This is a genomic window from Mesorhizobium calcicola (assembly GCF_042682105.1).
Lineage (GTDB): Bacteria > Pseudomonadota > Alphaproteobacteria > Rhizobiales > Rhizobiaceae > Mesorhizobium > Mesorhizobium calcicola.
This window is the reverse complement of the sequence record NZ_JBHUGY010000008.1, coordinates 125,657-143,583: the sequence shown is the minus strand read 5'-3', so window position 1 is coordinate 143,583 and position 17,927 is coordinate 125,657. Positions and strand designations below refer to the sequence as shown.

Below are 17,927 nucleotides of genomic sequence, written 5' to 3'. Positions count from 1 at the left end.
ACCGTACACCGGCGGGGACTGCAGCGACCGCGCGAGTCTATTTCTCTATTGTGTTCCTGCATGCGCGGCGTTCTGCGAAGACACCTGTCAGCATCTAAGATCGCGCGCTGTTGCTATTCCCTACCCGCATCGAAGAGGTCTTTGCCGCCCTCCAGCTCTAGCTAGTGCCCAAGGGCCGGGACGCGCGGGCTCGCGTCGCGGTGATCGAGATATCTTCATTTGCGCTGCCGTGCGTGTCTGACCGCACATGTTCTTGTGTCCGAAGTCGGACAAGAATGTAGCAAGGCGACCAAGGGTCGCCAAGCCCGCAACGCGGTGCAAGCGGTGCAACGCAAACGGTACGCTAATCGGCACGCAACTTGCTCCGATGATCTTGTCAGAGTGGTCATCAGCAGGGCTTCGCAGCTCAGCGGGGTTTGACCAGTCTGTCAGCTAAACGCGAGTAGGCGGCTGAGGTGCTTTATGGACCAAGGACGACGTGGACACCCTGCCTGCATGAGTTCGCAACCAATCTCATCCGCGCTTGCGCGCAGGCGCTGCATCGCGAAACGGAAATCTCGAGGCACTGAGCCGGGACGTGCAACATGCTGCTGATCGACCTTATGACCAGCCGTGCGATCTCGACCGAGCGGAAGAACGCCTGACGTTTCAGGAGAAGTCAAAATGGCCCCCAACCCAGTTCCAGATCATGTCCCGCCCGAAATGGTGAGGGACTTCAGTCTGTTCACGTCGCCTGGCATGCTGCCGACGCCCAATGGGGATCCGCACGCAGCGGTCGCTTGCGTTCACGAAGGACCGCCGATCTTTTATTCTCCCTATAATACGCGCGATGGCCAGGGCACCTGGGTCATCACTCGCGCCAAAGATCAGCGCCGGGTGCTGCAGGATGCCGAAACCTTTTCCAGCCATCGCAGCATCTTCGCCTCCGCGCTGGGCGAAAACTGGCCGATGATCCCACTTGAACTCGATCCGCCGGCCCATGGCGTGTTCCGCTCACTACTTAGTCCGCTGCTTTCGCCCAAGCGGGTGCTGGTGCTGGAACCGGCTGTTCGCGAACGAGCGATCGCGCTGATCCAGAGGATCGTCGCATCCGGCACAAGCTGCGACGTCATGAAGGATTTTGCCGTTCCTTTCACGGTCAGCATCTTTCTTAGCTTTCTTGGGCTACCCGATCACCGACTCGATACATTCGTGGCCTGGGGCAAAGATCTGCTGCACGGCGACGATGAGAAAAGACAGGTGGCAGCCCGCACAATTGTGGCGTTCATCGACGAACTTGCAGCCGTTCGCCGTAAGGAACCGGCCGACGATTTCATGACCTTTGTCGTTCAGGCCAAGGTCGAGGGCCGACCGCTGACCCATGAGCAAGTCCGTGGCGTGGGCGTGCTTCTGTTCGTCGCGGGGGCTGACACAGTTGCAGCAGCCTTAGGCTTTGACCTCGCCTATCTGGCGCGCAACCTCAAAGAGCAGGAATGGCTGCGCACCGAACCGGACCGGATCGCGCCCGCGGCCGAAGAATTGCTGCGCGCCTATCCAACGGTGCAGATCATCCGCGTGGCGAAGAAAGATATTGACTTCGAGGGCGCGCCCATCCGCAAGGGGGATTATGTTTCCTGTGCCACGATGATCGCCAATCGTGACCCGACGGAATTCGAACGCCCCAACACGATCGATCTGGCGAGACAGGAAAATCGTCACGCCGCGTTCGGCTACGGTCCCCACCGCTGCCTCGGCTCACACCTTGCCCGGCGGGAGATTGTCATTGGTCTGGAGGAGTGGCTGTCGCGCATCCCGGCCTTTCGGATCAAGGAAAGTACGGCGCCCATCGCCCATGGCGGCCATTTGTTCGGAATCGAAAATCTGATCCTGGACTGGTCCTGAGCAAAGCCGCCCCGAGACGCGGCGCAGACAATGGAGACAGCACCATGCGCATCATCGTCCATACTGCCAAATGCCAGGGTCACGCGCGCTGCTGGGCGCAAGCGCCCGGCATCTTTAAGCTTGACGATGAAGGCTCCATCCTGCCCGGTGACATCGAGGTTGCGGAGGCGGAGCAACTGCTTGCGTTCCGAGCCGCGAGGTCCTGCCCAGAACGTGCGCTGGAAGTCGACCACGCTCCGGCTGCGCAGGTCGAACTGGACGCCGTCCAACCGACAGCCCGGCAAGTTTAGATGCGCGGAGCGATGGGACCGCACAACGGAAAAGGCTGGCGCGGCCTGTCCCACCGCTGTCCGCGTGCAACCGCGCAAGGGGCATATCTGCGACATCGAGGTGCTCCACTGCCCAAACGCCAGCAGGGTGGCGAAACGCCTCTTCCAATCTCAGGATTCGCAACAGAGCCGATGGACCAGGAAAAAATAATCGAACTCACCGACCGTGAGGCAATCCGCGACTGCCTCTACCGGTACTGCCGCGGGATAGACCGCGCCGATGAGGCGGCGCTGCGCAGTTCGTACTGGCCCGATGCGCAAGACAATCACGGGGCCTATTGCGGCTCGGCCGACGGCTTCATTCGGTTTGCGCTCGCGGTGTTCGAGACCGGACCGCGCAACATCCATCAGATCGCGAACATCCTGATCGAATTCACTAGTCGGGCAGAGGCCACGGTCGAGAGCTATTTTACTGCCCTGCAACGGGGACCGGACAACGACGGAGAAATACGCCAGACGCTGCTGTGCGGCCGTTACTGCGATCTGTTTCAGAAGAGGGAAGGTCAGTGGCGGATTGCGGAACGGACGGTCGTCTACGATTGGTGCGAGGAGCAGACCCCACCAGCGGTTGCCGAGGCAGAACGGTTCGGCCCGCGGCGGCCGATTGGAGCACCGTATCCGCACGATCCGGTCTATGCGCTCGGAAAGCGTGGCGTCCATGTTGCCGTCTGAGATTTCGAACCGGAGATCCGCATCAGCAGTGGGGACAACCTTGCAATGCCATAGCCATCCCGGCGAAAGCCCGCCCCGTGAAAATACCGCTGCCGGAAAGCACGACGTCTATCTGGGCCGCAACTGGCCGTCATCGGGACGTGACCCGGCCGGTTGTACCACCCAACGTTGATGGGCTGAGATCACTGAGGGCTGTCGCGGAGAAGTGCGCATGAAGCAGGCAGGACGCATCGTCATCATTACAGGCGCCGCCGGCGGCATCGGTCGTGCCTTGGTCGATCTTCTTGCGCGCGAGGGAGAGACTGTTGTTGCGGTGGACCTTCCGGGCAGCGGCGTGGTTGAACTTGCCCGTAGCCTCGGCTGCCCGCATCTCGGCCTCGAATGCGATGTCTCGCGAGAGGGGGATGTCCTCGCCCTTTATGGCCGGATCGAAGCACAGTTCGGGCAGATCGGCGTTCTCATCAATAACGCCGCGGTTGGACCCGCCATGGCTGCGACTGTCGACACCGGTGTCGATGCCTTCCGGCGCGACCTGGCAGTAAACTTGATAGGGCCGTTCGTCATGGCTCGCGAAGCGGCAAGGCGCATGAGGCCGGGCGGTGTCATCGTCAACTTAGCTTCCATGGCGGGCGTGGTCGGCAACCCCAAGCGCAACGCCTACGCAGCCTCGAAAGCGGGCTTGATCTCGTTGACGAAGTCGCTTGCATGCGAATGGGCTCCTCGCGGCATCCGCGTGACGGCTGTCGCGCCGGGCTACGTGCGCACGCCGATGGTCGCGGAACTGGAACGCGCAGGCAAGATCGACCTTGCGGCGGTGCGTCGCCGCGTGCCTATGGGACGCTTGGCGCGCCCGGTCGAGATCGCCCTCGCCGTGCGTTTTCTGATCAGCAGGGAGGCGCGCTACATCACGGGATCGGTGCTGGCGGTCGACGGCGGTTGGATGTCATTCAACCAGCCAGGGGATGCGCATGCACCGGTGGATGGGACGCCTCCAGCCGAACTCTCCTGTCCGGCCGAACGCACCGACGCGCGAATCGTGCTCGTCACCGGGGGCGCCAATGGCATAGGCGCGGCCGTCGTTCGCCGCTTTGCCTCGAACGGTGACACCGTCGTGATTGCCGATAGAGATCGCGATGCGGCGACGGTGCTCGCTGCATCGCTCGACAGCAAGAACCTGGCGAAATCCGTGGATGTGGCCGTCGAAAGCGAAGTGGTGGCGCTGTTCGAGGAGCTGCGGGCACGCTTCGGGCGCGTCGATGTCCTTGTAAACGGTGCTGCCGTCGCCGACACTTTTGCGGCGGGTATCGAACAAATCCCGGCAGATATTGAACACGTCCTTGGTGTAAACCTTACCGGCGCCTTCACCTGCGCGCGCGAGGCGATCAAGGCGATGGGCGCTGGCGGCGTGATCCTCAACCTCGGATCGATCAACAGCTTTCTCCCTGTCGCGCCGCGCCATGCTTACGGCGCCTCGAAGGCCGGGATGGACATGCTGACCCGATGCATGGCGGCCGAACTCGGGCCGGTCGGCATTCGGACAGTAACCGTCGCTCCTGGCTACATCCGCACGCCTGGCGTTGCCCAGTTGGCCAAGGCTGGCCGCATCGACTCCAAAGCGATCGGACGACGCATACCGATGGGCAGGATGGGGCGGCCGGAAGACATCGCACACGCGGCGTTTTTCCTTGCTTCGTCCGACGCCTCATACATCAACGGCTCGGTCCTCTATGTGGACGGCGGCTGGACCTCGTTCGGTGATGCGGGAAACGCCAGCGAACTCTATGACGAATGTTTTGCGGAGGTCGGGCATTGATTGTCGATCATTCGCCAGGCAACGCGCTGCGGCTCATCGAAGCCGAGGGCGTCCAAGCCTTCACGCCCATTCAGCGCGTCGCGCCCGCGACGCTGTCTGCGATCGAAGATGTCATCGCCGCCGAACCGGTCGATGCAGTCCCAACCGCTCCAGGCGCGCCTGCCGCCGCCCACTGGCAAGCGGGTTGGCGCAAGACTACGCCGCCGACAAGGGCTTGGATCAACCGCGGCCAACGCCTTGTTTGCACATTTCGAGCGACCGTTATCGGCCAAACCCCCCTCTGCAGACAAAGGAAACACCATGGAATTCGCGACCTTCATCCTGGCCGCCCAGCGCGGCTATCATCAATCATCCGACAGCGTCATCCGCAACTCAATCGAACAGGTCGTCCTTTCGGAACAGGCTGGCTTCGACACCACCTGGTTCGCCGAACACCACTTCAACAATTACAGCCTGATCCCCTCGCCCTTGATGATGGTGGCGCACTGCGCCGGCTTGACGGACACCATTCGCCTCGGCACCGCCGTCTGCGTGCTCCCCCTCTATCAACCCCAGCGCCTGCTTTCCGAGATCGGCTTCGCCGATATCGTTGCGAGCGGTCGTCTCGAACTCGGCGTCGGCCTGGGATACCAGCAGTTCGAGTTCGAGCGTTTCGGCGTGAATATCGATGAGGCGCCGGCGGTCTTTTCGGAATATCTGGACATCCTTCTGAAGGGCCTCAACCAAAAAATCTTCGAGCACGACGGCCGGTATGAGAAGATACCGCCGACGGCGATTTCGGTGCGCACCGTCCAGAAGCCGACTCCGCCGATCTGGATCGCTGGCGGGTCCGAGAGGATGGCCCGGGCCTATCGTGAGGGACATAATTTTTTTGTCACAGCATTCCACAACGGCTTGGAGACTTTGAGCACTCTGCGCGATTCGATCGAGAAGGCGGCGGCTTCCGAGGGCAAGAATGTCACGGACGCCAAGATATCGTTGCTGCGCTGCTGCTACGCCAGCGACGACGAAGCGGAGATCGACTGTTACCTCGACAATGCCCGCTTCCAGCGCCGGTTGTCTGAAGCACTGCATCAGCGCCGCCAGCAGAGCCAGGACGGCTATCTGCTGGAGGAAACGCCGACGCAGCAGGATCTGTCGTTCAAGACCATGCGCGAGAACCTGCCGATCGGCAGCGTCAATCGCGTGATTGATCGGCTGTTGGAGGAGATGGAGGTCTTGAAACCGGACCAGATCGCAATTCAGACTCAGTTGGGGGATTTCGATCAAAAGACGATGCTACGCCAGATCGAGCTCTGGGGAGACAAGATCATCCCGGCGGTCAACAAGTCGCTCGGCCCCTCGGAGGCTGGCAGCTTGCAAGTTCGCAACGACTTGAATTGAATTGCTGCCATTGGCTTGCCCTGGCCGGCATCGGGCAGCACTGCCCAACGGCGGACACCGCTGGCCGCCATGCATTTGCACATTACGAGCATCTTCAGCACCGTCGAAGGTCCATCGGAACGCCTCACAGCCATCATGCACCACAACCCAAATTGGCGGACACCCATCCGCATGTGCGATTCAGCAGCGAGAGCGTGCTGCAAGGCTCCAAAACCAATTAGAAGACAACCACGATCGAGCGGTCACCGCTGTCCCGTCAGCTTACTGAAAATTCAAACCCTACTCTCCACACGAGGCCCGTATGACGACCAACATCAAGATCAACGGTACTGTTCACACGGTCGATGCCGATGGTGATACCCCATTGCTGTGGGTCTTGCGCGATGTCCTCGGCATGACCGGTACCAAGTTCGGATGCGGTGCCGGTTTATGCGGTGCTTGCACGGTGCATCTCGACGGACAGGCTGTGCGCGCCTGTCAGACCCCGATCGACAGCGTCGGGGAGAGTTCCATCACAACAATCGAGGCCATAGGCGAGACGCCGCAGGGTAAAGCGCTCCAGCAGTCCTGGATCGATCTCGACGTGCCGCAATGCGGCTATTGCCAGTCCGGCCAGATCATGTCGGCTGCCGCTCTCCTTGCAGCCACACCGAAGCCCACCGACGCTGATATCGACGCTGCGATGTCCGGCAATGTCTGCCGCTGCGGCACCTATCAGCGCATTCGTGCTGCCATCCATCGTGCGACCGCTTGAGGATAGAGGCTAATGTTCGACAGGTCGCTCCGTCTAAACCGCCGCAACTTTCTCGCTGCCGGGGGAGGTCTCGTAGTCGCGCTTTCTCTGCCGTCGTCGCCTCGAAGGGCTGCGGCTCAAGCATCACCAGGCTTCGCGCCGAATGCCTTCATTCGTATCGATCGCCAGGGCATCGCCACGATGGTGATGCCCATGGCCGAGATGGGGCAGGGGATCCACACCGCGCACGCCATGCTGCTCGCAGAGGAGCTTGACGTCGGCCTTGATCAGGTTCGCCTCGAACTGTCGCCCGCGAGCGACGCGCTATACGGCAATCCTCTGTTTGGGCCTCAGAGCACCGGCGGGTCGACTTCGATCCGCGCTTTCTGGATGCCGCTGCGCCAGGCAGGCGCGGTTGCCCGCACTCTCTTGCTAGAAGCCGCGGCCCAAAAATGGGGCGTCGATCCCAAGACCTGTCGCGCCGAGAGCGGCTCGGTTTTCGAAACATCTGGATCCCGCCATCTCGCCTATGGCCAGCTTGTCGATGCCGCAGGCACCCTGCCGGCACCCGCACCCGAAAGCGTAGCCCTCAAGGATCGGAAGGACTTCAAAATCATCGGCAAGCCTCACAGGCGGCTCGACACACCCGGGAAGGTCAATGGAACAACTGTCTTCGGGATCGACACTAAAATTCCCGGGATGAAGATCGCCGCAATCGCCATCTCGCCGGTATTTGGCGGCAAACCGAAATCGGTCGACGAAAAAGCGGCTCTGGCTGTCAGAGGTGTCCATCAGGTCGTCCTGACCGATCAGGCTGTGGCGGTTGTCGCCGACCATATGGGCGCTGCCAAGAAAGGCCTCGATGCGGCTGCGATCCAGTGGGACGAGGGGCCGAACGCCACTGTCAACAGTGCCGACATCATCCGCCAGCTCAAGGAGGCTTCGAAGACACCCGGAGCTGTAGCGCGCAGTGAAGGTGACGTCGAGAAAGCGCTGGCTGGTGCGACCCGGCGCTTGGAAGCTGTCTATCAGTTGCCGTTCCTCGCGCACGCGACCATGGAGCCGATGAATTGCACCGTGCATGTGAAGAAGGATGCTTGCGACGTCTGGGTCGGTACGCAAGTGCCCACCATGGCGCAGACGACCGCAGCGCAGCTCACCGGCTTGCCTGTCGAAGCCGTCACCATCCACAATCATCTGATCGGCGGCGGCTTCGGCCGTCGGTTGGAGGTGGACGGCATTGAGCATGCCGTTAAGGTGGCGCAGCAGGTGGACGGGCCAGTCAAAGTTATCTGGAGCCGCGAGGAAGACATCCAGCACGACATGTATCGGCCTTACTATTATGACCGGCTGTCGGCCGGGCTTGACGCATCTGGCAAGCTGGTTGCCTGGACTCACCGCGTTTCCGGATCGTCGGTGACGGCGCGTTATTTTCCTGCTGGCATGCAGAATGGTGTCGATCCGGACGGCGTCGAGGGAGCGGATCAACCGCCTTATGCATTTCCTGCCATTCATGTTGAATTCAAGAGGGTCGAGCCGCCGGCCGTTCCCACCGCCTGGTGGCGTGGCGTTGGTGCGACCCATAATATCTTCGTGGTCGAAAGCTTCATCGATGAGCTGGCAGCGGCGGCGAAGGCTGATCCTGTCGAGTTTCGCAAGGCCTTGCTCAGCCACAATCCGCGTGCGCTTGGCGTGCTGACGCTGGCCACGCAGAAGGCGGGTTGGGGAGCACCGATGCCCCAGAGGCAGGGTCGGGGCGTTTCGGTGCAATTCGCCTTCGGCACATACATGGCGACCGTGGCGGAGGTCGAGGTGGGCACCGACGGCATGGTCAAGGTTCATCGGCTCGTCTGTGCGGTCGATTGCGGGCTGCAGGTCAATCCCGACACGATTGCGGCTCAAATGGAAGGCGGTTGCATCTTCGGCCTGACGGCTGCCTCGCACGGCGCCATCACGCTGAAGGACGGGCGGGTGGAGCAGGGCAATTTCGACACTTATCTTCCGATGCGAATGGATGAAGTGCCCGTAGTGGAGACACACTTCGTCAACAGTGCCGAAGCGCCTGGGGGGATGGGCGAGGCTGGAACCGCGGCGGTATTTCCAGCCCTAACGAATGCGATCTTCGCGGCGACGGGCAAGCGCATCCGCACGCTGCCCGTAGACACCAAACTCCTCAAATCTATCTGACCGCTTTCAGGGTATAGGGTTAATTGGAGAAGCTCTGCGGGTCGAGATCCCAGGCAACCTTGGCCTCCAGCGCCTTCTGCCGCTTCTTCATCGTCTCGAGATTGTGCCGCTGCCACACCCCGCGCACCCCGGAGGCGAGACCGAGTGGCCGCGTTTCCTCGCCAGCCTTATGGCATGCGGATCTGACCTAAGGCCAGCAGCTCCAGCGACAATTCGAGAATGATCGTCTCCACCTCCGGAGCGTCGGTGGGCAGCAGCGGCTTTCTTGCGCGTCATCTCCTGCAGAGTCAGCTCCCGCCCGTCTCCTACGCTGTCGTACGAATAACCCATCATCTTGCAGGTTTGGCTGACATTGCCGGGCTGTTTGGCGAGCTACAACAGCCCCACCTTGGCGCGGATGATCTTTTGGTCCTTGGTCATTTCGGAATCTTTCACGCCGAGGCCGGGCGCTGCGAACCCTGACCACTCCGCGCCCGGCCTCGGCTCTCGGTTCAGCTTTATGACACCGTCTGTCAGATTAAGTCTAAACTTTTGCCCTTTGCGATGGGCTATGAGGATATAGAAATCAGGTTTATCGATCATCAAGATCCTGCAATAACGAGGCAGCCAGGGCCTCCTCGGCGATGGCCACGCGATGCTGAAGCATGGCCAGCGTCAGCGCTCCGTCCCATGCTGCTTCGACCGCCTTTCCTCCAAGCGGGTGGGCCAGGCTCGGAGCTGTTCGCACGGCGGCTATATAGTCGACGGCGCCAAAGCGCCATGGCTCGGCACCATGTTCGCGCATGATGTGGTTGCCGATGCGCAATCCGGGCCAGTCAAAATCGCCGTGATAGTAGAGGCGCGCGCCCGCCTGCGCGAGTTGGGCCAGAAGGCATCGTTGGGCAGCCGCTGGCATACCATCGGTGCAGACCAGCGGGGCGCAGCCAGCTCCCCATCGGTCAGCGGCGATGGCGAGCAGGTTGGGATTTTCGCACACGTAGACGTTACGGCCCGTTGCATCCCATCGGGGCGGCGAGCGCAGCAGCGATCGCAGCGATGCATAGGCTGGCTCTCCCAAGCGCCAACGATCGCTTTCTGTCCCGCTTGTCGGCAGGTTCAGGGACAGGGCAGGGCGTGCCAGCTCATTGACCAGAACCCCTGCTCTGGCCCACGTCTCGCGGGCTCGCTCCGCACCGCCGGCCGGGATCAGATCGATGTCCTCGCTCGATTTCCGTATCGTCTTGCCATCTTCGTTGGCAACGGGTGCGGCCGGGTCATCAGCGGGCGTGGCGGTCTGGCGCCAGACTGCCAACACGAGTGTCGCGACCCCGCGGCCGTTGTCAAGCGCATGGGCATCGCCCAGAACGTCCGCAGCCAATTGCGAACGCGTGATGCCTTTCGCCGGCAGATACCGCAGCACCTCTTCGGCGCGTCGGCAAAGCTCCGATGCAGCGATCGCATCCCGCCGAGCGATCCGCTTGAGCAGGCCGATGCCCTCCGGTGTCAGCAGCAAGCTGGCCAAGCCGGAATGCCTGCAACCCTCGATTACACCGGACCACACTGTTTGCAGATGGAGGCGCATCCCGGCGAGATGAACGATGGGGCCGTCGAGCTTTTCCAACGCATCGCGCAGGGACGTGGCGATGCCGGAGTGCAGCAGGTCGGCATCGACCTGGCGGACGTTGATTTGTAGGGACTTGGAGCGGCGCTGCGGGCGACCGAGCAGCGAGGCCAGTGTTGCGTGTTCTTCCGCGCTAAGCCCGGCGACGCGAATAGGATCGACAGTGCCGCCGAGCGGAGCGCGCTCGAAGCGTTGGCGCAGCCGCTTGCGCAGCAAGGCGAGGTGCTCACCGCCGAGCAGGCGTTGAAGTCGCGGGTCGGCCTGGTCGTTCATGCTGGCGCAAAGCGGCGATCGGGATCGGCCTCGGACGTCTTTTCCCGGCCGTCCCAGCTCCATCGCGACACGAACACGGCGTCGATACCTTCGCGCCGCTGCAACTGGCAGATGGCGACGCCCGGCAGTTCAGCATAACACGCCCACTCGCGCTCGCTGGTGATGACGAAGTCCAGATCGAACTCGCGGATCAGACCCATGCAATGCGCGCGTGCTGTGTCATCGATGCCGGCGAAGGCTTCGTCGAGCAGCATCAACCGCGGGGCTAGGACGTGGCTGCCCTGGCTGTAGAAGCTGGCGACCGCAGCAAACAGCGGCACCGTCAGACCGAGCGCCCGCTCGCCGCTCGAGGCGGGTCCGGAAAGCTTGCGCCAATGTCCCTCCTGCCAGCGTTCGACGCGGAAGCGGTGCCAGTGGCGATAATCCAGGGCGCGGGCCAGCTGGTCGAGCAAGGTCCCGCCGCTGTCTTTTCCACCGCTGGAATCAGCGCGCTCCCGCTCGGCGGAGATGCGCTGTTGCAGCATCGCACCGACGACGCTCCGGTCGCCTGACGACCAAAGGTCCGCGCTGGTGTTGAGCAGGCGCTTGCGCGCCACGTCGAGGCCCACCGGCGCTCCTTCCTCTTCTAGCAGTGGCTGCCACAACAGGCGATAGCGTACGCCGGTGGAGGTAGGGCGTTTGTGCAACTCGCCGTTGATGGCGTCGACTTGACGTTCGGCGCCCTGCAACAGGCGCTGGATTTCCGCGGCGATTTCAGCCTGCAGATGGTTCTCCAGAACAGCCCGTTCGTTGGCGGTGAGCAGTTCGCTGCGCTGGGCGATCTCTTCGGCGAGGCGCGTGGCAAGGCGGTCGGGCCGTTCGCGCCGGTTCTGATAGACGATATCCACCCTGAAACCCCAATCGCTGGGGTCGGCCTGGGCCTGGTGGCCGAGCGCGCCAAGCGCGCGCTGCAGCTCGGTCAGTTCTTCAGCTGTCTGCCGCTGGACGCGCGCCCACGCCTCGTCGTCGTCCTTGAGGTTCGACAGATCCTGTTCGGCGCGGCGGGCCAGCGTCAACGCCGGGTCGATCGTCCACTGAACGCTCATGTCGGGCATTTCAACATGCGGCAGGGCGGCCGACAGCAGGCCCGTGCCCGAGAATTGCTGCAATGTGGAGATCGCCTTGGCGCGGGCCTCGCCGCGCTGCTGAAGAACGAGGTTCGCCGTCTCAGCCTGCTGGCCGGCAACCGCACGCGCCTCACTTGCCTTGCGCCAGGCTTCGCCGGCGAGCTTCAGGGCGGCTTCACCGGCTTCGACCACACGGCGCGCATCGGTCAGTTGCCGCTGCAATTCCTCGACCTTGGCGCCGACCGTTTCGCGCAGCACGTCGAGCCGAGCAGAGGCGTCTTCCGCTTCAACACGGGCTGTCGCGAGTTCCTCTTCGCGCTGCCGCACATCGTGGCGTGCCTCACTCTCGCGGGCACGCTGACGTTGCCGCTCCGGCAGTGCCAGACGGACCTCATGGGCCACTTGTTCGAGCCGGACGTGCGCATCGCGATAATGATCGAGCGCTGCTTGGATGGCAGGCAGCGCTTCGGGTATTTCGGGCAGGCGCTGGTCAACGGCATCCGCGGCAAGCTGCTCGCGCACTGCCGTGAGCGCCTGTTCGGCCTCGCGACACCGTGTGTCTGCTTCGGCCAGCTTTTCGCTGGCGAGACGCGCGGCTTGGGCGCTAGCGGTGGCGGTCAAATGAGCGACCCGCAACGCCTCGTCGGCGGGCGCAAGCCGCCACTCTTCGTCGGCCTGTTCCCGATACAGCGCGAGCTGCTCCACCTTGGCTCGCACATCCGTCAACTCAACGGAGAGTTGGGCGAGGCGGCCAGCAATCTCGGCCAACCGCCGCCCGCGGGCTGCGGCGCGGGCCGCGTGGCCGATGTAGACTGCCTCTGGCTTGCCCCACGCACCGGACAATGCGCCGAGGCGGAAGCGGCCGTCGGGGGCGATCCAGGCCTCGCTGTCGATCGGATCGTCGTCCGCGCAGGCGATGCCCGACAGCACGCGCTCGATGATGTTGGCTGGCACGACGCAGCCGGCCGAGACGGTGGCTTCCAGCCAGTCAACGAGCGATGGAGAGTGCTTTTGTCGTTCCACAGCCTGCGTATCGTAAGGTAGGGTGCCGCCATCGCCGGCTTGGAGGCGTCCGTCAGGCGCTATCCAGGCGTCCAGCAACCCGGCGGCTTCGAGCGCGGCTTCAAGGCCGCCGCGTTGCGGGGCAGCCACCGTGCCGCGAAAATCGACCACTTGCCAGAGCGGCGCGCCCTGACGTGCATCGCGGACAGAGGCATCGCGCGTATAGGGCAGGGGCGGCGCCATTTCGTCGCCGGCTTCCAGGCGTCCGCGTTCGTCTTTCAGGGTGTCGTATTCCATCTCCAGCGCCTGCCTTTGGCCGTCGAGCGCTACGCGACGCTGAGTCAGCGAAAGGCTGGCCCCTTGATATGCCGCTTGCAGAAGCCGGAGGGTGGGGTTGTCACCTTGGAGCGTTATTGTCCATTCCGCCAGGGCCGTCAATGCCGCGGATCTGCCGTCGGGATCGACCAGCAATTGTTTTAGGCCGATAAAATAGCGGTCCCAGCTCTCCACCAGAGCACGGCCTTGCTGTTCGAACTTAGTGTCGGCTTGGGTCCGACTTTCGGCAGCCTCTTCAGCTGCGATGCGCCTTTCATCTTGGACTTCGCAGCGCCGCGCATAGGCGGCCTCAGCCCGCGCGACTTCGTCGTGGCGGCGACGCAACTGGGCAATCTGCTCACGCCGGCCGACAACGAGGTTGCGGAGCTCGCCGCAGGCCCCGTCGAAAGCATGCTGCGTCAGCTCGATCAGCGCGGAAGCTTGCGATGTGGCGAGGGGATTTCCAGCATGCTGGCCAGCGATGCCCGCCGCATCGGCGTGCGTCGCACTTTCCAGGCGCAGATGGGCCAATGCGCGTTCGGCCTGGTCCGCGCGCTGGATTGCGCGTCCGGCTTCTTGCGTGCTGAGTCCCAGCCGTCGGCCCGCCTCTTCGACGGCCGCCGTGGCCTTCTGCATCGCCTGCAGTCGTGCAGCCCTGTCTCTTTCGGCGGTTTCGAGGCGGTTGGCGTCCTGCATCGTCGGGTCGGAACGCAAAGTGTCGAGACGCGCGCGCCCTCGCGTCAGCACGATCTCCGCATCATCGTGGGTCGTTCGTGCCAGCGTTTCTTGCGCTTGGGCTTCGTCAAACCGGACCTGGGCTTCGCCTCGTGTCCGGCTGGCGTTGTCAAACTCGGTCTGGGCCTGGCGCAACAAGCGTGCCTGCCGGCGGGTCTGTGTGCCGGCGTAGATGCGATAACGCTCTTCGAAACGGCCGACGGCCTTGACCAGGGCCTGATACTCGTCGAGCTGACGACGGTCTTCCTCCAACTGTCCAAACGCTTCGGCAACGTCGCCGAGTAATTCGGGCGCCAGCGGCGGCAGGGCCTCGGTCAGGGCATTCGAAAGCGCGGTCTCGTCCGGCTTTCTGGAAAGCTGCGGCTGGCGAAGCTGGATCAGCGTGTCCATCAACGCGTCGTAGCGCTTGGCGCCCAAATGGAACAGGCGCTCGTCGACGGCGCGGCGGTAGCCGGCTGCAGTGTCGAACACCTGGCCACGACCATCGAGCGCGTCGCGCAGGCGCTCCTTGGTCAGTACGACACGCTGCGCGCTCGTCAACCACAGATCCTGGTTGATGCGCGGCGCGCCGTCGGTGTCTTCCAACAGGAAGAACCAGCTATCGACCTGCGGACGGGCCGCCGTTGCCGAAAGGCCGGCGCCGAGCGAGAGAAAACGTGGCGTGCCGTCTTCCGCGACGCGGCCAAACTCGATCCACGTATAGCCGATGCGCCGGTCATAGCTGTTCATCAGCAGGTTCCAGGCCATCTTCTTGCTGCCGTCCCCGTCGGGCTCGATGCGCGAAGACTTGAGCTGCGCGTCGAGCAGCAGTGGCAGCGTCAGCGACAGCACCTTGGACTTGCCGGTGCCGTTGTTGCCCCGCAGCAGCAGGTGGCCGTCGCGGAACCAGAATTCCTCGCTGTCGTAGTGGAAGAGCTCCACCAGACCCAGGCGCAGAGGCTGCCAGCGCTGCCGCGTCGGCATCGGCAAGGCGGGTTTTTCCGGAGGCAAGGCGAACAGGTTCATGTCGATTCCAATCGAAGGCCGGCTGCCCTGGTCGAGGCGCCGCGGCTTTCGCGAATCTCAGCCTCGCCCAGCGCGAAGCGCGCGAGCGCCGGCAGGGGCTGTATGAAGCCCGCCATCCGCACGGCAAGTCGCAGCTTTTCCAATCGATCGATCGCAATGGTGGCGAGCTCGCGCTCGGCGCCGGGCTCGCGCGCCGATTTGCGCCAGTAGCGGCCATACCGGCCCTTGGCCTCATGCAGGAAGTCGGCAATGTCGTGCTCCCGCATGCCGGTGGCCGGTGCCGTGCCGGCCCCATCCGTCCGGCGCTGCCTTTGGCCGGTGGCTAGGTGTTCGGCAACCAGCAGCGTTACGTGGGCGTCGGTGCCCTCGGCCGGCATGGCGACGTCGGTCAGCACACCGGCTTCATCGACCAGCGCCAGCCCTTCGGCGCGCTGCTCGGCCACCAGGCCGGCGGCCTCGCACAGGCGAGCCGCCATTGCGCCGCGCTGATTGAAGAAGTAGGCTCGGGCTTCCGTGTCCAGCGTCTCGACATAGACCACCGGATCATCGAGAAGCCGGCGCGCGAGTTGGTGGCGCAGCGCCGTGCGCCGACCTTCCTCGCTGTCCGCTACATGTTCGCCGACAAGGGCGCGTAGCCGCTCTTCGAGCGTTTTGGGCGCTTCTTCCGGTGACCAAGTGGACGGGCCACGCACAGCCGCCAGCATGCCGGCGAGCATGCGGCGTTGCACGTCGTAGAGCGCATCCGCCTGATCGCCTCCGGCCTGCACGAACGTTTCTTCGTCGCCGGCCACGCGGTGCAACACCCCGAGGCTCAGCAAGGTGCGGCACACCGAAACCAGTTCGCGCCGCTCGTGTTGCGCCTCGAGAACGAAGGTGAAGTCGAGCATCGGCTCGGCGGCGAGCTCCAGCAGCCTCTCTCCTAGCAGGCGCAAAGTGATCTGCGGGTCGGCACGTTCGAGCACCGCGCAGGCGAGGCTAAGCAGCACGTAGCGCCGGCGATCGTAGCCGGGGAGGCCGCGCATGGCGTCGGTCACGTCTCCTGGCCGCTTGTAGAGGCGCGCGCCCTCGCGCTCGACTTGTAATATCCAGCCCGTCTCGCGAGAAAACCATTCGCGCAATGATTCGGCCTGGCGGCGTATGACGGCGAAATCCTCATGTGCCGGGCCTATCAACGGCGTCATCAGCAGGGCGCGCACGCAGGCGCGGAACTCCTCGCGCCGGAAGCGCTGCTGCAGCAGGCCAATTCCGCGACTGTCGTTGGAGCCGTTCGTCGCTGTCATCGACTGTCCTGCAAGGGCGTGATGGTGATCAGATGGTCGCGCCCTGCAAAGACGCCATGCGGCGTGTTTATCGTGGCGCGGCTGTCGGGGGCAAGCGGCTTCAAGTGGATGTGCAGTAAGCCATCGCCCGTCTGGCGTTCCACCGGCGTGTCCGGTCCGGCTTGTTCGCTTAGCGCCTCCCCGAGCAGGCCCAGAAACAGACCAAAGGCATGTATGTCGAGTTCCCCCAGATCCGAAAGCCGCGCCGGGCGGCTGGTGGCGAGGCGCTTGCGCGCCGCTTCGACCTGCAGCGATTCCTCCGCGAGCTGAAGTGCCAGGAACGCTCGCTCTTCGGCGCGGTCTCGCACGCGCGGCAGCGGTCCGCGCGGGGCCGCTTCGCCGTATTCGCGCAAACGCGGGTGAATCTTGAGCGGCGCGGCGTCGGCCCAGGAGGTGCTGGCCGGCAGCTCGGCGTCCGCGTTGGCGTTGAGCGAGAAATGCCGCGCCGGATTGAGGGCGAAGGCCGCCCGCGCAAGGCGGTGCGCCTCGCCGTTGTCTGCGCAGGCGGCAAACCAGCCGGCGAGCATGCGGAAGTCGGCAGAGCGATCGCTGCGGCCGCTGCGCCGCTCATTCAGCGCGGCGATAGCAGCCAGAAGCTGGGGGATGGCCGATCGTGCCCGCGCCCGCAACAGCTCGGCTTGCGGGGGCTCGTGGCCGGTGCTGAGAAACCAACCGCGCAGACCCTTCCAGCGTTCTCGCCAGGCTTGCAGGTAATCTTTCCGCGCCTCGACCTGATCCCGTGCGCCGCCGGGAGCCGCGTCACGCGATTCGCGCTCGGCCACCTGTCCAAGCAGGGCATCGATGCCCGGCTCCAAAGCCAGGATGAGGCGTGCGATGGTGTCGGAACGGCGCACCAGATCACCCATGAAGCGCTCCAGATAGTCGATCAGCCGCTTCTTGTAGTTTGCGACCACCCCTGCTTCGGCTTGCTGCAGCTCGATGCTGCGCGCGACGCCGGCCATGAACGCCTGGGCGTTCTCGGCCAGACTTTCGAAGACACGCACGAGATCCCGTAGCGTTTCGTGGATCTTGGCCGCGTCAGGTTCGGTTGCTTCGGCCAGCGCCTGAAGTGCCTGCAGTCGGCTCGCTATGTCCTCGAGCGCCACCGTTTGCAGCTCAGCGCGGCGCTGCAAGGTCTGTACGAACACTGCCAAGGCGGATTCCACGGCCTCGCCGCCCTGCGAAAGGCGATAGAGAAAGCGTGCACGGTAGAAGTCGCTAAGGCTGGCAACCCGCGCGGTGTCGGGATGCGATTCAAGATTGCCCCATTCCGTAAGCTGAGTGAGCGCCGTATTCACGTCCTCAATGCGCGGCGGCCCGTCCGGCCATCGGGCTTCGGCAAGCACTTCGTCGGGCCGCAACTGCAAACGATATTGCCGCTTCGCCGCTGCGAAGACGTCCATGATGCAGCGGTAGAATGCGGCCTTCTCGGCGCTAACGTGACGAAATAGGTCCGCCGGGTCATTTGCAATGTGCACAGGCAATCGCTGCCTCCCCAAATCCACTTTGAATGTTTTTGCTTTGTTCTCACGTTCAGTCAAGACCACTCGTATCATTGCCATCGCTTCCGCCCA

Annotated in this window: 11 protein-coding genes and 1 pseudogene; 7 read left to right on the top strand and 5 right to left on the bottom strand. The window is 63.6% G+C overall.

What is annotated here, in order from left to right; translation table 11 throughout:
- The first annotated feature begins 663 nt into the window (after positions 1-663).
- The 7 genes from ACFSQT_RS04165 to ACFSQT_RS04135 all read left to right on the top strand — a co-directional run bounded on the left by ACFSQT_RS04165 (position 664) and on the right by ACFSQT_RS04135 (position 8,998).
- Positions 664-1,881 carry a cytochrome P450 gene (locus ACFSQT_RS04165; protein WP_095082046.1) on the top strand — a complete coding sequence of 406 codons (1,218 nt, stop codon included), beginning with the start codon at positions 664-666 and terminating at the stop codon, positions 1,879-1,881.
- 44 nt (positions 1,882-1,925) lie between these two features.
- Positions 1,926-2,171, top strand: a complete 246-nt coding sequence (locus ACFSQT_RS04160) for a ferredoxin (protein ID WP_095082044.1) — start codon at positions 1,926-1,928, stop codon at positions 2,169-2,171.
- A 171-nt stretch (positions 2,172-2,342) separates the two neighbouring features.
- A complete protein-coding gene (locus ACFSQT_RS04155) occupies positions 2,343-2,882 on the top strand; it encodes a nuclear transport factor 2 family protein (RefSeq protein WP_095082042.1) in 540 nt (179 codons plus the stop codon).
- Positions 2,883-3,093: 211 nt separating this feature from the next.
- Positions 3,094-4,695, top strand: coding sequence for an SDR family oxidoreductase (locus ACFSQT_RS04150; RefSeq protein ID WP_095082040.1), 1,602 nt, complete (start codon positions 3,094-3,096; stop codon positions 4,693-4,695).
- Between the two features lie 300 nt (positions 4,696-4,995).
- On the top strand, positions 4,996-6,078 hold the full coding sequence (locus ACFSQT_RS04145; protein ID WP_095082036.1) for an LLM class flavin-dependent oxidoreductase: 1,083 nt from the start codon (positions 4,996-4,998) through the stop codon (positions 6,076-6,078).
- 301 nt (positions 6,079-6,379) lie between these two features.
- A complete protein-coding gene (locus tag ACFSQT_RS04140; RefSeq protein WP_095082034.1) occupies positions 6,380-6,832 on the top strand; it encodes a (2Fe-2S)-binding protein in 453 nt (150 codons plus the stop codon).
- Between the two features lie 12 nt (positions 6,833-6,844).
- Positions 6,845-8,998 (top strand): xanthine dehydrogenase family protein molybdopterin-binding subunit, encoded by a 2,154-nt coding sequence (locus ACFSQT_RS04135; RefSeq protein WP_379017112.1) that lies wholly within the window; start codon positions 6,845-6,847, stop codon positions 8,996-8,998.
- Between the two features lie 52 nt (positions 8,999-9,050).
- Here the strand turns inward: ACFSQT_RS04135 and ACFSQT_RS04130 are convergent.
- From ACFSQT_RS04130 to ACFSQT_RS04110, 5 genes and pseudogenes are all read right to left on the bottom strand, one after another.
- A pseudogene (locus ACFSQT_RS04130) lies at positions 9,051-9,418 on the bottom strand (IS481 family transposase); the annotation flags it as partial.
- Between the two features lie 151 nt (positions 9,419-9,569).
- A complete protein-coding gene (locus ACFSQT_RS04125) occupies positions 9,570-10,871 on the bottom strand; it encodes a TIGR02679 family protein (protein WP_378921959.1) in 1,302 nt (433 codons plus the stop codon).
- Complete coding sequence (locus ACFSQT_RS04120; RefSeq protein WP_379017111.1) at positions 10,868-15,034, bottom strand: TIGR02680 family protein; 4,167 nt, start codon at positions 15,032-15,034, stop codon at positions 10,868-10,870. The genes ACFSQT_RS04125 and ACFSQT_RS04120 overlap by 4 nt, the downstream gene beginning before the upstream one ends.
- The gene (locus ACFSQT_RS04115) at positions 15,031-16,314 is read right to left on the bottom strand and encodes a TIGR02678 family protein (RefSeq protein ID WP_378921955.1); all 1,284 of its coding nucleotides are present in this window, start codon (positions 16,312-16,314) and stop codon (positions 15,031-15,033) included. The genes ACFSQT_RS04120 and ACFSQT_RS04115 overlap by 4 nt, the downstream gene beginning before the upstream one ends.
- A complete protein-coding gene (locus ACFSQT_RS04110; protein ID WP_378976367.1) occupies positions 16,311-17,894 on the bottom strand; it encodes a TIGR02677 family protein in 1,584 nt (527 codons plus the stop codon). The genes ACFSQT_RS04115 and ACFSQT_RS04110 overlap by 4 nt, the downstream gene beginning before the upstream one ends.
- Positions 17,895-17,927: the final 33 nt, after the last annotated feature.